Annotated in this window: 16 protein-coding genes; 7 read left to right on the top strand and 9 right to left on the bottom strand. The window is 71.9% G+C overall.

All coding sequences use genetic code 11. The features are described from left to right. Positions 1-1,299: ABC transporter ATP-binding protein (locus tag Q0116_RS06425; protein WP_297886514.1), on the top strand; the 1,299-nt coding region annotated here is incomplete at its 5' end. Positions 1,300-1,365: 66 nt separating this feature from the next. On the opposite strand, the gene Q0116_RS06420 is transcribed toward Q0116_RS06425, so the two are convergent. Continuing rightward, positions 1,366-1,674 carry a hypothetical protein gene (locus tag Q0116_RS06420; RefSeq protein WP_297886513.1) on the bottom strand — a complete coding sequence of 103 codons (309 nt, stop codon included), beginning with the start codon at positions 1,672-1,674 and terminating at the stop codon, positions 1,366-1,368. 94 nt (positions 1,675-1,768) lie between these two features. Between Q0116_RS06420 and Q0116_RS06415 the strand changes: the two genes are divergently transcribed. After that, positions 1,769-2,563 carry a creatininase family protein gene (locus Q0116_RS06415; RefSeq protein WP_297886512.1) on the top strand — a complete coding sequence of 265 codons (795 nt, stop codon included), beginning with the start codon at positions 1,769-1,771 and terminating at the stop codon, positions 2,561-2,563. Positions 2,564-2,588: 25 nt separating this feature from the next. Here Q0116_RS06415 and Q0116_RS06410 read toward each other — a convergent pair whose 3' ends face one another. From Q0116_RS06410 to Q0116_RS06395, 4 genes are all read right to left on the bottom strand, one after another. Then, entirely contained in the window at positions 2,589-2,990 is a 402-nt protein-coding gene (locus tag Q0116_RS06410) for a DUF5790 family protein (RefSeq protein WP_006111523.1), read from the bottom strand. Between the two features lie 125 nt (positions 2,991-3,115). Further along, positions 3,116-3,343, bottom strand: coding sequence for a hypothetical protein (locus Q0116_RS06405; protein ID WP_297886511.1), 228 nt, complete (start codon positions 3,341-3,343; stop codon positions 3,116-3,118). 73 nt (positions 3,344-3,416) lie between these two features. Continuing rightward, positions 3,417-4,223: an aldo/keto reductase gene (locus tag Q0116_RS06400; protein WP_297886510.1), complete on the bottom strand. Its 807-nt coding sequence runs from the start codon at positions 4,221-4,223 to the stop codon at positions 3,417-3,419. Between the two features lie 119 nt (positions 4,224-4,342). Then, entirely contained in the window at positions 4,343-5,416 is a 1,074-nt protein-coding gene (locus Q0116_RS06395; RefSeq protein WP_297886509.1) for an Lrp/AsnC family transcriptional regulator, read from the bottom strand. Positions 5,417-5,498: 82 nt separating this feature from the next. Between Q0116_RS06395 and Q0116_RS06390 the strand changes: the two genes are divergently transcribed. Beyond that, positions 5,499-6,578, top strand: coding sequence for a S49 family peptidase (locus Q0116_RS06390; protein WP_297886508.1), 1,080 nt, complete (start codon positions 5,499-5,501; stop codon positions 6,576-6,578). Beyond that, on the top strand, positions 6,575-7,624 hold the full coding sequence (locus Q0116_RS06385) for a DUF4350 domain-containing protein (RefSeq protein WP_297886507.1): 1,050 nt from the start codon (positions 6,575-6,577) through the stop codon (positions 7,622-7,624). Before Q0116_RS06390 ends, Q0116_RS06385 begins: the two co-directional genes overlap by 4 nt. 24 nt (positions 7,625-7,648) lie before the next feature. On the opposite strand, the gene Q0116_RS06380 is transcribed toward Q0116_RS06385, so the two are convergent. Continuing rightward, entirely contained in the window at positions 7,649-7,807 is a 159-nt protein-coding gene (locus Q0116_RS06380; RefSeq protein WP_297886506.1) for a hypothetical protein, read from the bottom strand. 303 nt (positions 7,808-8,110) lie between these two features. Here Q0116_RS06380 and Q0116_RS06375 point away from each other — a divergent pair, with 303 nt between their 5' ends. Next, positions 8,111-9,202, top strand: a complete 1,092-nt coding sequence (locus Q0116_RS06375; RefSeq protein WP_297886505.1) for an anthranilate phosphoribosyltransferase — start codon at positions 8,111-8,113, stop codon at positions 9,200-9,202. An 18-nt stretch (positions 9,203-9,220) separates the two neighbouring features. Here the strand turns inward: Q0116_RS06375 and Q0116_RS06370 are convergent, their stop codons facing one another. The 3 genes from Q0116_RS06370 to Q0116_RS06360 form a co-directional block, all read right to left on the bottom strand. Further along, positions 9,221-10,060, bottom strand: a complete 840-nt coding sequence (locus Q0116_RS06370) for an NAD+ synthase (protein ID WP_297886504.1) — start codon at positions 10,058-10,060, stop codon at positions 9,221-9,223. A gap of 92 nt (positions 10,061-10,152) precedes the next feature. Further along, positions 10,153-10,689, bottom strand: coding sequence for an NUDIX hydrolase (locus tag Q0116_RS06365; protein ID WP_297886515.1), 537 nt, complete (start codon positions 10,687-10,689; stop codon positions 10,153-10,155). 116 nt (positions 10,690-10,805) lie between these two features. Then, complete coding sequence (locus Q0116_RS06360) at positions 10,806-11,189, bottom strand: hypothetical protein (protein ID WP_297886503.1); 384 nt, start codon at positions 11,187-11,189, stop codon at positions 10,806-10,808. Between the two features lie 128 nt (positions 11,190-11,317). Here Q0116_RS06360 and Q0116_RS06355 point away from each other — a divergent pair, with 128 nt between their 5' ends. Beyond that, positions 11,318-12,274, top strand: a complete 957-nt coding sequence (locus tag Q0116_RS06355) for a DUF5787 family protein (protein WP_297886502.1) — start codon at positions 11,318-11,320, stop codon at positions 12,272-12,274. A gap of 34 nt (positions 12,275-12,308) precedes the next feature. After that, complete coding sequence (locus Q0116_RS06350) at positions 12,309-12,716, top strand: cyclic nucleotide-binding/CBS domain-containing protein (RefSeq protein ID WP_297886501.1); 408 nt, start codon at positions 12,309-12,311, stop codon at positions 12,714-12,716. The last annotated feature ends 198 nt before the right edge of the window (positions 12,717-12,914 follow it).

Raw genomic sequence — 12,914 nt, 5'->3', positions numbered from 1 at the left:
ATCAAGATCATCCAGCCGAAGTACGCCGAGGTGCGCTCGTCGGTCGGGAAGATGAACTCCCGGCTGGAGAACAACCTCGGCGGCATTCAGGTGATCAAGTCGTCGAACACGGAACCGTACGAGTCGGACCGCGTCGACGACGTCTCGATGGACTACTTCGACGCTAACTGGGACGCGATCACGACCCGGATCAAGTTCTTCCCGGGGCTCCGCGTGCTCGCCGGCATCGGCTTCGTGGTGACGTTCATCATCGGCGGCCTCTGGGTGTTCCAGGAGACGCCGCCGGGGCCGTTCACCGGGGAGCTGTCGGTCGGGATGTTCGTCGTCTTCATCCTCTACACGCAGCGGTTCATCTGGCCGATGGCGCAGTTCGGCCAGATCATCAACATGTACCAGCGCGCCCGCGCCTCCTCCGCGCGGATCTTCGGGCTGATGGACGAGCCGTCGCGGCTCGCCGAGGACCCGGGCGCGGAGGACCTGACCGTCGGCGACGGCGACGTGGTGTACGACGACGTCTCCTTCGGCTACGACGACGAGACGATCATCGAGGACGTCGACTTCTCCGTCGAGGGCGGGGAGACGCTCGCCTTGGTCGGCCCGACCGGCGCGGGGAAATCGACCGTTCTCAAGCTGCTCCTCCGGATGTACGACGTCGACGAGGGGTCGATCGAGATCGACGGCCAGGACGTCCGCGACGTGACGCTCAAGTCGCTCCGCCGCTCGATCGGCTACGTCGGGCAGTCGTCGTACCTGTTCTACGGCACGGTCCGCGAGAACATCACCTACGGGACGTTCGACGCCACCGACGAGGAGGTCCGCGAGGCCGCCGAGGCCGCCGAGGCGCACGACTTCATCGAGAACCTGCCGGACGGCTACGACACCATGGTCGGCGAGCGCGGCGTGAAGCTCTCCGGCGGGCAGCGCCAGCGCGTCACCATCGCGCGGGCGGTGCTGAAGGACCCGGACATCCTCATCCTCGACGAGGCGACCTCCGACGTCGACACCGAGACCGAGATGCTGATCCAGCGCTCGCTCGACCGGCTCACCGAGGAGCGGACGACGTTCGCGATCGCCCACCGACTCTCGACGATCAAGGACGCGGACACGATCCTCGTGTTGGAGGGCGGCGAGATCGCCGAGCGCGGCACGCACGACGAGCTGCTCGACAACGACGGGCTGTACGCGCACCTCTGGGGGGTTCAGGCGGGCGAGATCGACGAGCTCCCGCAGGAGTTCATCGACCGCGCACAGGAGCGCACCGCCCGGATCGTCGAGGACGCCGAGAGCGACGACGACTGAGCGGCACCGGACCGTCGGGCGGGGCGACCCGCGAAACGACGCCGGGTCGCCGGCGCGACGCCCGGGTCAACGGGGCAGTTCCGTCCACTCGTCGGCGGCCGCCTCGAGCGGCGCCTCGTGGTCGAGCGCGCGGAGGACCGCCTCGCGGACCTCGGACGGGTCCCGGAACTGCGTCTCCTCGCAGCCCTCCAGCAGCGCGTCGAACCGCGCCGTCGCCGTGGGGGTCTCCAGCGTCGCCGCGCCGTACTGCTCGATGAGCTCCGCCGCCGTCACCGGGTAGCGGTGCTCGCGGAGCGCCCGCTTCAGCGGGCCGAACGTCACGGCGGGAGCCGGATCGTGCGCCTCCGTATCGTGATCCGCGTTGTCACCGCTCATACGGCCGCGATCCGCGGGGAGCGACATAATACCACGGGAGCGGCGGGCGGGCGGTGACCGCCGGCTATACGACGCCGGCCGCCGAGGTGAGGGTATGCGCCTCAGCGAGGTCGCCTGGACCGACGTGCGCGACGCCGACGTCGACGTCGCGTTCCTCCCGGTCGGGAGCACGGAGCAGCACGGACCGCACGCGCCGCTCGGCACCGACGCGCTGAACGCCGTCGCGGTCGCGGCGGCGGGCGCGGACGCCTACGAGGCGGGGGAGTCGGGCGGGGCCGACGGCTCGGCCGACGCGGACCGCGCCGGTCGCGACGACGTCCGCGGCGAGGTCGCGGTCGCGCCGCCGGTCTCGGTCGGCGTCGCCGAGGAGCACCGCGCGTTCGACGGGACGATGTGGGTCTCTCCGGAGACGTTCCGCGCGTACGTCCGGGAGTCCGCCGAGTCGCTCGTCTCGCACGGGATCGACCGCGTGGTGTTCGTCAACGGGCACGGGGGGAACGTCGAAGCGCTCGCGGAGGTCGCCCGCCGGTTCTCGCGCGACGACGCCCACGCGGGGTACGGGGTCGCGTTCACCTGGTTCGAGGCCGTCGGCGAGCACGCGAGCGACATGGGCCACGCGGGCCCGCTGGAGACGGCGCTGCTGCGCGCGACGAATCCGGACCTGGTCCGCGAGGAGCGCGTCGACGAGGCGAGCGCGGGCGCGGCCGACCGGTGGGGCGAGTGGGTCGCCGGCGTGAACCTCGCGCACGACGCCGACGAGTTCACCGACAACGGCGTCGTCGGCGACCCCGCGGGGGGCGACGCCGCGCGGGGCGCGGAGCTGCTCGACCGCGCGAGCGCGGCGCTCGCGGAGCTGGCGGACGCGGTCGTCGAGCGGGAGACGGACTGAGGACGGGGGAGGACGCGGGCGGGCGCTACTCGTCGTCGTCGGCCGCGTCCTGGAGCGCCCCGCGGATCGCGGGGACCGTGCCGGTGAGCGAGGCCACCTCGTCGGCGGCGCTCTCGATGTCGCCGACGAGCGACTCGAGCTCCTCGATGTCGGCCTTCAGGTCCTCGGCGTCCTCGAACGCGTCGGCGCGCTCGCCGAGGACGTACGCCTTCTTCGCCGAGCGCACGCTGTCTATCGCGTCGCCGGCGTCGAGCGCGGACTTCAGCCCGTTGAGCGCGCCGAGGACGTTGTCCGCGTCCGTCTCCCACACCGCGTCCGGGTCGGGGAGCTGGTCGCGCGCCGCCGCGAGGTGCTCTTCGACCTCCGCGCGAGTCTCCTCGGCCGCCTCGCCGAACAGGTCGTCGTCGTCGAACGTGGACTGGCTCATACCCGGACCGTCGTGCCCGGACCTTTTAAAAACGCGCCCGAAAGCGGAAGTGAAACCGACCGCGAGCGCGGACCCGTCGCCGGATCGAGAGGGGTCTCGCGTTCAGTTCCGGTCCGCCGCCGAGCTCAGATGCGAACGAGCAGCTCCACGGCGATCAGCGTCACCAGGAGGGCGAGCAGGCCGGCGAGGACGGCGAGCGTGCGGAGCTTTTCCAGCACCGCGTCGGTCCCGGGCGTCGCCGCGAGGAGGGCCGGGCGGTCGCGGGGGCCGGACTCGCCGCCGGGGTCCGCGTCGGCGCCGGGCGAGCCGTCGGCGGACGGACCGGCGTCGGACTGCGGGTTCGGGTCCGGCACGGGCGGGGATTCGACGTGGAGGCCCGTTAAACCGACTATGAGCCGTCAGTACCGGTATTGAGCGCTCCGGATATCAGTCGCGGTTCCAGGCGGCCCGCTCGAAGTCGACGATCCGCTCGCGGCGGTCGAGCGCGTCGATCCGGGCGATCTCCCCGTCGCGTAAGTCGATCTCGCGGGCCGCCCAGTTGTCCGCGACGTGCCCGAAGTCGGCCGCCTTCGGGATCGGCGCGACGCGCTCCTTCGAGAGCAGCCACGCGAGGCTCACCTGCGCCGGCGTCGCGTCGTGGGCCGCGGCGATCTCTCGGAGGACGTCGACCTCGGCGACCCGGTTGCGCGCGATCGGCGAGTAGGCGACGAGCCAGTGGTCGTGCTCGACGGCGTACTCGCGGAGTCGCTCCTGCGGGAGCAGGGGGTGACACTCCACCTGGTGGGCGAACACGTCGTGGTCGAGGCGGTCGAGCGCCTCGTCGAGCTGGTCGGGCTCGAAGTTCGAGAGCCCGATCCGGTCGATCACGCCGTCGTCGACGAGGTCGTCCAGGGCGGGCAGCGTCTCCGTCGGATCGTAGCTGTCGATCGGCCAGTGGACGTACAGCAGGTCGATCGAGTCGACGCCGAGGCGGTCGCGGCTGGCGCGCGCCGTCTCGACCGCGTCGTCGTACGAGAGGTTGTCCGTGGAGAGCTTCGTGGCGACGAACAGTTCCTCGCGGTCGACGTCGCTCCGGTCGATCCCGTCGCCGACCGAGGCCTCGTTGTCGTACCCCTGCGCGGTGTCGACGTGGCGGTACCCGGTCTCGATCGCGTGGGCGACGCCGGCCGCGCACTCCTCGCCGGCCGCCAGCTTGTACGTCCCGTACCCGAGTCTGTCGAAGGCGTCCGTCATGGCGGGTCGTACCGCGGGCCGCGGGAAAAATGCGCTCGTTCCGGCGGACGCGCCCGGGATCGGGACGGAACCGCTCGCGGGAGGTCGGTCCGGCCGCCGGACGCGCCCCGCGCCGCGGCCTACGCCGACTCCGAGTCCGGCGCGTCCGCGACGAGGTCCTCGTACCGCGCGCCGGTCTGTTTCAGCGTCTCGGTCGAGTAGAGTCGCTCGTGGTCGAACGGGAGGTGGTCGGTCGCCAGCTCGTCGATCTTCGCGTCGACCGCCTCCGCCTCCCGACCGTGGATCATCGTGAACAGGTTGTACTCCCACTCCTGGTCGGGGCGACGCGGGCGGTGGTAACAGAGCGTGACGTACGGGAGGCTGCCGACCGCCTCGCCGCGCTCGTCGAGCTCCTCGTCGGGCACGTCCCAGACCACCATACAGTTGTTCGTGAACCCGGTGACGACGTGGTTGACGACGCAGCCGATCCGCTTGATACAGCCGTCGGCGAGCAGGCGCTCGACCGCCGCGAGCACGTCGTCGACCGGCGCGTCGATCTCGGCCGCCACGTCGGCGTAGGGGGTCGCGGACAGCGGGAAGCCGTCCTGGATCGCGAGGAGGAGGTCGGCTTCGAGCGGGCTCAGGTCGCCGCGCGCGTCCTCGGAGATGCGGGTGGCGGAGACGTCGGTGTGGTCGAGCGACTCCCGCGCGAACCGGTCGGCGTTGACCACGGGGAACTCTAAGTCGATGTAGTAGTCCGTGAGCATCGGGAGCGCCAGCACCTCGCAGCCGGTGCGCGCCTCGATCTCTTCGAGGATCTCGTCGCGCTTCTCGCGGGAGCCCGCGGTGACGACGAACCACTGGTTCCACTCGTGGTCGCGCCGGTAGTTGTGGTTCACCTGCCGGTAGCCGTTGATCACCCCGGCGACCTCGTCGAACCGGTCGTCGGGCGCGCGCACCGCCGCGAGCGTCGACGACCCGATGACGGGCGGGTTGAGGACCGCGCCGAACCGCCGGAACACGCCGCGCTCGCGGAGGTCCCGGACGCGCTCGAGGAGCCCGTCGGCGTCGACCTCGGCGCCCGTCTCGGCCGCGATCTCGCTGGCGACCCGCTCGAACGGGCGGCGTTCGACGGGGAAGCCGCTCTGGTACTCGTCGACGAGGGCCGCGTCGACCGCGTCGAGGTCGGCCCGCCAGTCGGCGTCCAAACTCATTACGTCCGCTACGCGGCGGTCGTACCTACGAGTTTCGGGACGCTCGGCACGGCACTTATCATGGTGTGCGTGTACAATCCACATGATGTTCGAGCGTACGCGGTCCGCGCTCGCGTGGGCCGTCGACAGCTACGTCCTGTTCGTGCTCCTCGGCGTGCTCCTCGGAGCGGCCGTCGCGCCCGTCGCCGTGGACACGGCCACGGGACCGGACGGAACGGTCGCGGTCGTCCCGATCCAGGGGACGATCGACGGGGAACTGTCGACCGAGTACCAAGCCATGCTCGCCGAGGCCCGCGCGGAGGCCGACGCGGTCGTGATCGTCGCCAACAGCGGCGGCGGGTCGGCGGCCGCCAGCGAGGCGATGTACATGCAGACCCTGCGGCTGCGGGAGTCGATGCCGGTGGTCGCGACGGTCGACGGCGTCGCGGCGTCCGGCGCGTACTTCGCCATCGCGCCCGCCGACGAGGTGTACGTGAAGCCGAGTTCGTTCGTCGGGAGCGTCGGGGTGATCGGGAGCCTCCCGCCCGACGTCGAGCCGAACGACGTGGTCGGGACCACCGGCCCGAGGAAGGTGGAGGGGTTCGGCGACCGCGAGTTCTTCGCCACGCTCGAGACGTCGCGGAACGCCTTCGTCGGGTCCGTGGTCGAACACCGCGGCGACCGGCTCGGACTCACGGAGAACGAGGTCGCGACGGCGCGGGTCTTCGGCGGGTCGGTCGCGGTCGAGAACGGCATGGCCGACGCGATCGGCGACCGCCGGGCGGCGATCCGGGCGGCGGCCGACCGCGCCGGACTCGACCGCCCGTCGGTCGAGGTCATCACCCCGGCCGACGTCGGCGGCGGGGACTGGACCGCGACGTACGCGCTGCGGGCGGCGTACTACGCCGGAGGCGCCGACGAGAAGCGGTTCGAACCGATCCGGACCGCGAACACCCCGCGGCAGGGGTCGTTCCCGACCGTCCTGATGGCCCACCCCGGCGCCGTCGCGGCCGGCGACGCGACGCTGGTGACGCTCGACTCGCGGGGGGCGGTCGAGGTCGCGACGGCGGGCGACGAGCGGTCGGTCGGCGGGACCGGCTCCGGCGCGGACGCGGGGGCGAACGCGACCGACGAGAACGCGACCGACGCGGGCCGGATCGACGCCGCGGGGGTGTTCGGATGAACGACTCTCCCGGCGAGGAGTCAGAGGCCGACGCGTCCAGCGGCGGGGCGTTGGCGGGGCGGCGCGGCACCGTCGCGAAGGGGCTCCTCGTCACCGTCGTCCTCGCCGCGGCGATCGCGGTCGGGGCGGCCGTCGTCCCCTCGCTGGCCGTCGACTCGCCGCCGCAGCCGGAGTTCGAGACGTTCGACCCCGACCGGACCGTCACCGAGGGCCTCCCGTCGACGGGGACCATCGAGCCGGAGCCGCCGGTCGTTCCGGCGGGCGGGACGGTCGTGATCGACGCCGAGGGCGCCGACCGGAGCCGGCTCGGGCCGCTGTCGGAGGCGATCTCGAAGGCGAACCACGACGTGGAGTACGACCCCGACCGGCTCGAGTCCGCGATCGACGGCGCCGACGCGCTCGTGATCGTCGACCCGGACACCGACTACTCCGAGGACGAGCTCGACGCGATCGAGGCGTTCGCGGACGAGGGGGGTCGCGTCGTGATATTCGGCAACCCGAACCGGTTCGAGGTGACCGGCGGGGCCCTCGGGGCCTCGCTCGCGGAGCGGGAGAGCGACCTGCGCGGGCTCGGCGAGCGGTTCGACCTCTACTTCGACACGCGGTACGTGTACGACCAGGAGCGAAACGACGGGAACTACCGGCACGTCGTCGCCGCGCCGCCGGAGAACGCCTCGCTGACGGACGGGAACGGGTCGGTCGGCGACGCCGAGTCGGTGGTGTTGTACACCCCGACCGAGGTGCGCTCGACCGCCGACGCCGACCCGGTGTTGGTGACGGGCCCGAACGCGCGGACGGCCGACAGCGACACGCAGCGAGAGCACACGCTCGCCGTGCGGGACGGCAACGTGCTCGCGGTCGGCGACGCCCGGTTCATCGCCGCGGACCGGTACAACGTCGGCGACAACGACGAGTTCCTCGCCGGCGTGGTGGAGTTCCTCGTGAGCGGGGACCGGGACGCCGGACCCGGCGGAGGCGACGACGAGGAGGGCGGGAGCGACAGCGGGGGGGTCGAGACGGCGGTCGGCGCGCGCGACCCGGCGTGACGACCGCCGTCGGCGCGGTCGCCCTCAGTCGTCGGCGGGGGCCTCGCCCGGCGCGGGCGCGAACGCCCGGGCGCTCTCCTCGAGTTGGGCCGTCGAGCAGCCGCCGACGGTCGCGGCCTGTTCCAGCGTCAGCGTGCGGGACCGATACAGCGTGAGCGCGGTGGCGACGGATTTTGACGTCATCGGGTACGATAGCTAAACGGATGGACGTACATATAACTCTGACGCTATTTAGATACTGATACAGCGTACAAAGCGAGTGAAACTAGTGGTTTTTCTAGATATACGACTCGTGACGGCACGTTCGTCCGATAACTGTTTGGGAACGAGTACCACAGATCGGGCGAGAGCGGTCGTAGCGTCCCGGTTCGGCGCTCGCGCGCGGCGTCGTCGCGTCGGATCGGTCGGCGGGACGCGCCCCGGAGCCGTTCCCGCGACCCGGGAGTCGAACGGGGGACTTTTCGTCCGAGGAGCCCAACGGAGCGTATGGCTCAGGCGACCCAGGAGTTCGGCGACTGGCCCCTCAAGCGGCTGATGACCGAGGTCTGCGGCTCCGGCCACAAGTCGGCCGACGACCTGACGCGCGCGCAGGCGACCGAGGCGTTCGAGCGCATCCTCGCGGGCGAGCCCGACCCCACCACGCTCGGGGCGTTCTGGCTCGCGAACCGCTGGAAGCGGAACACGCCCGAGGAGCTCGGCGCGTACGTCGACGTGATGTGCGACCGCGTCGAGTACGCCGAACCCGACGCCGACCCCGTCGACTGCGGCGCGAACTACGACGGGAAAGGACGGACGGCGATCCTCGGCGTCGCGGCGGGCGCGGTCGCGGCCGCCGCAGGCACCCCCGTGGTCGTCCACTCGGGCGACCGCGTGCCCACGCAGAAGCAGGACTCGTACAAGCACGTCCTCGACGAGCTCGGCGTCCACACCGAGCTGACGCCCTCCGACTCCGCGGACATGGTCGACGAGACCGGCTTCGGCTTCTACTACCAGCCCGCGTTCAACCCCGCCGTCGACGACCTGTTCGACCGGCGCGACATGATGGGCGTCCGGTCGTTCGTCAACACCGTCGAGACGCTGGCGAACCCCGCCGGCGCGTCCGTCCACCTCGGCTCCTTCTACCACCTCGCGTTCGCGAAGAAGGTGGTCGACACGTTCGTCGAGAGCGAGTTCCACGACCTCGACCGCGTCCTGATGTTCCAGGGCATGGAGGGGTACGACGACGTGCGGCCCGGCTACACGAAGGTCGCCGAGTGGGACGCGGCCGGCGGCGACGGCGAGGGCAGCGAGGGCGCGTCCTTCGACGACTTCGAGATCGAGACCGCGGACTACGGGATGGACCTCGAAGAGGACGACCTCGCGGTCGACGACGTGGCGGCCGACTCCGCCGAGATCACGGAGGCGGTGCTGACGGGCGAACGCGACGGGCCCTTCGCGGACGCGGTCGCGGTCAACGCGGCCCTCCGCATCTACGCGGGCGGCGACGCCGGCTCCATCGAGGAGGGCCTCGACGCGGCGCGTGAGGTCATCGACGACGGCTCCGCGCGCGACGTGCTCGAAGCGATGCGGGACTTCTAACGCGGGCCGACCGAGACGTTACAGTCCGCGCTCGGGGGCGGGCGGCATCGCCCGCTTGTGGGCGCTGCGCTCGTAGAGGTCGACCACGCGGTCGACGGCTTCCTCCGGCACGTCGAGCTCGCTGACCGTCGCCGACCGCGAGAGGCCGCCGTCGACGTGGACCGCGAGGATGGCGTCGACCGTGTCGTAGTCGAGCCCCAGCTCCTCGGCGTCGGTCTGCCCCTCCCACATGCCCGCGGTCGGCTCCTGCATCACGAGCTCGCGGGGGACGCCGACGTGGGCGGCAAGCTGGCGCACCTGCTGTTTGTAGAGGTTGCCGACGGGGTTACAGTCGACCGCCTGGTCGCCGTACTTCGTGTAGTAGCCGGTCATCGCCTCGGCGCGGTTGCCCGTCCCGAGCACGACCCGGTTCTCGGCGTTGGCGACGAAGTAGTTCAACACGGCGCGGGTGCGGACGTAGACGTTCCCGGCCGCCATCTGGTCGGTCGCGGCCTCGGGGACCGCGTCGAAGAAGGCCTCCGCGATCGGCTGGATCTCGATCACGTCGTACTCGATCCCGAGGTCGTGTGCGACGCGCTCCGCGTCGCTCATCACGTCCGCGTCGTTCACCGCCGAGGGCATCGTGAGGCCGTGGAGGCCGTCCTCGCCGAGCGCCTCGACCGCGAGGTGGGCGGTGAGCGTCGAGTCGATACCGCCAGAGAGGCCGAGGACCGCGCCCTCCGCGCCGGCGTCGTCGACGACGTCGCGGATGAACGAGACGATGCGCTCGCGGGTCGCCGCCAGCTCGTCGTCCGAGAGGCGGAGGTCGAGCGGGGGATCGTCCGACAGCAACACCGACTGCTCCGAAGCGTGACTCATACGTCTACCGAGGGGCCGCAGCGACTAATACCTCCGCGTTGGCCCCGTGAACTGGACGCGCGTCGGGTTTTACGCGGCCCGACGGCGGGGCCTCACAGCAGCCCCTCGCGCTCGGCGAGGAGGAGGCCCTCGAGCGTCGCGTCGTTCGTCGGCGGCTCCCGGGCGAGCGCCAGCGCCTCGTCGACCGGCACCGCCCGCGGGGTGAGGAACTCGTTGCTGTCGTGGTCGACGTCGACCGGCTCCAGCCCCTCCGCGAACACGTAGCCGCGTTGGTGTCGCAACACGCCCGTCGAACACCACACCTCCTGGAGCAGCGACGTGGCGGACGGCTCGAAGCCGGTCTCCTCGGCGAGCTCTCGCGCCCCGGCCTCGGTGTACGACTCGCCCGACTCCACGATCCCCGCGGGCAGTTCGAGCTGGGTGTTCCGCACCGTGGGACGGTACTGCTCGACGAACAGCACCTGCCCGTCGGCGACCGCGACGATCACCGTCGCGGGCGACAGCTCCGCCCAGTAGTACCGCTTCTCCGTCCCGTCGGGCTGCTCGACGCGGTCGTAGCCGCCGACGAACCATCCCTCGTCGTACTCGACGACAACCTCGCGCACCGGCCACTCCGGCTCGCCCGGCAGCGAGTGGTTCCGCCCGTCGTCGAACGCGGGGAGGTCGCGGAGGTCGGCGGCGGGGGCCGACGTGGAATTGCCGTCCGCCGGGTCGGTCGGGGCCGGCGCGTCGTCGGGGTCGCCCGTCACGGGCGGACCACCTCGACGTGGTACGTCTCGCCGCCGCGACGCACCCGCACGCCGGTCTCCGTCGCGGCCGCCGGCGACTGTTGGGTGATCGCGTCGACCTCGTCGAACGGGGTGTGGGTGAACCACTCCTTCATGCCGAAGGGGCCGGTCTGGTAGCCGTCGGAGCGCCCGTCCGCGCTCTCTATCGCGCCGACGAGGTACGGGTACCGCCGGTCGGAGACGTTGTTCACGTCGGCGGTGGTCCCGTTCGTTTCGATCGGTTCGGCCGTGAGGTAGTACGGATCGCCGCTCCCGAGGTAGCTCGGGAGCGCGCCGAGCGCGAGCAGCGCGACGACGACCAAGGCGATGGCGACGAGGAGGTTCCGGGTGACCCGGCGCATGGTCGCCGTACGGTCCCCCGGGGAATACCGGTTTCGACCCGGGGCGCGGACGCAGTCGGCCGGAAGCCGAGCCGGGACGCGGGCGCGGCCGCCGACGCGTTTTACCCCGCGGCGTCCCTTCCGCCGACATGGAGTACCGGTTCGAGCTGGCACTGTGCGCCGCGCTCGAATCCCCGGACCGGGTCGTCGCCCGCCAGCTCGGCGCGGGCGTCGAGACGCCCGGCACGCGCATCGTCGACGTCTGCCTGCTGTCGCCGGGCGCGGGCTTCGACGACCGCGCCGCGATCAGCGCCGAGCGGATCCCCGACACCGCCATCGAGGCCGCGGTCGGCCCGGGCGAGGCGGTCCCCGTCGCCGACGCCTTCGGCCTGCCGCCGGACCGGGCCGCCGCCGTCGTCGAGCGCGCGGTCGAGGTCGGCTACCTCGAACGCGAGCGCCGGAACGGGCGACCGGTCGTGCGGGCGACGGCGCGCTACCCGGAGGACTGGGTCGGCGACCTCGTCGCGGTCGAGAACAAGCCGGACCTCGGCACGCCGGGCGACCTGGAGGCCCAGCTGCGGTACGACGTCGCGCTCGGCCTGTTCGACGAGGTGGTCCTCGCGACCGCCTCCTACGTCACCCGCGCACACCTCAACCGGATCCCGGAGCCGGTCGGCGTCTGGCGGTTCGACCCGGAGACGGGCGAACGCGAGGTCGTCCGCGAGCCGACGTCGCTCGACCCGGCCGCGCCGGGCGTCGAGATCCGCGACGAGCGACCCTCGCGCACGGACGTCGCGCTCGTCGGTCCCGCGGCGAAGGCGCGCAAGCGGCGGCGGATCGCCGAGCGCGCGTACGGGAAGGGGTGGCGGCCCGACCCGCCGGCGTGCGTCCACGGCGAGGCGACGGCCGACGGGCGGCCGCGCTGCGCGCACTTCGACCGCGTCGTCGACCCCGGTCGCGAGTGCGGCGACGGGTGTCCCGCGTTCGAGGCGGCCGACCCGCCGGCGGCGGACCGGGACCGCCTCCGCGACGAGCGGACGGCGTGGGTCGCCGCGCCCGAGGGGGACGGCCCGCGCCGCCAGTCGGGCCTCTCACGGTATCTGTGAGAACGCTTATACGGTGAGGGAGGGTGTTTCGGGTATGGACGAGATCGAAGACGTCTTCGTCGCGCGGCTGATGTCGTCGGACCTCCACACCGTGACGCCGGACACGCTGGTCGAGGACGCGGCCGCCGTGCTGCTCGAGAACGACATCAGCTCGGTGCTGGTCGTCGACGACGGCGGGTCGCTCGTCGGGATCCTCACCTCGACGGACTTCGTCGACATCGTCGCGAAGAGCCGGCCGAAGGCCGAGACGACCGTCGAGCGGTATATGACGCGCGACCCGATCACGGCGAGCGCGCAGGACGACGTGTCGGCGGTCGCCGCGACGATGCTCGAACACGGCTTCCACCACGTCCCGGTCGTCGACGGCGACGAGCCCATCGGGATCATCACGACCTCCGACTTCGCGGCGTACGTCTCGTCGCCGGAGTCCGTCTCGGCGTAGCGCGGTCGTCCGTCGACCGTCGCGACATCCGGTCGTCGCCGCGCCCCGCTCGCCGACCGTCCGCGACAGCGACAAGTGCCGCCACTTCCTGTGCCCGTATTACCCCGGAGCGCGTATCGAGCGCCGTGTCCGATCACCTACATCTCAACCTCTTCACCATGGCCTCGGTCGAGCACGTCTCGCCCGGGTCGTGGCGGT

Source organism: uncultured Halorubrum sp., assembly GCF_937146585.1.
Classification (GTDB): domain Archaea; phylum Halobacteriota; class Halobacteria; order Halobacteriales; family Haloferacaceae; genus Halorubrum; species Halorubrum miltondacostae.
Note: the sequence above shows the minus strand (reverse complement) of the source record. Positions and strands in the feature narration are given on the sequence as shown.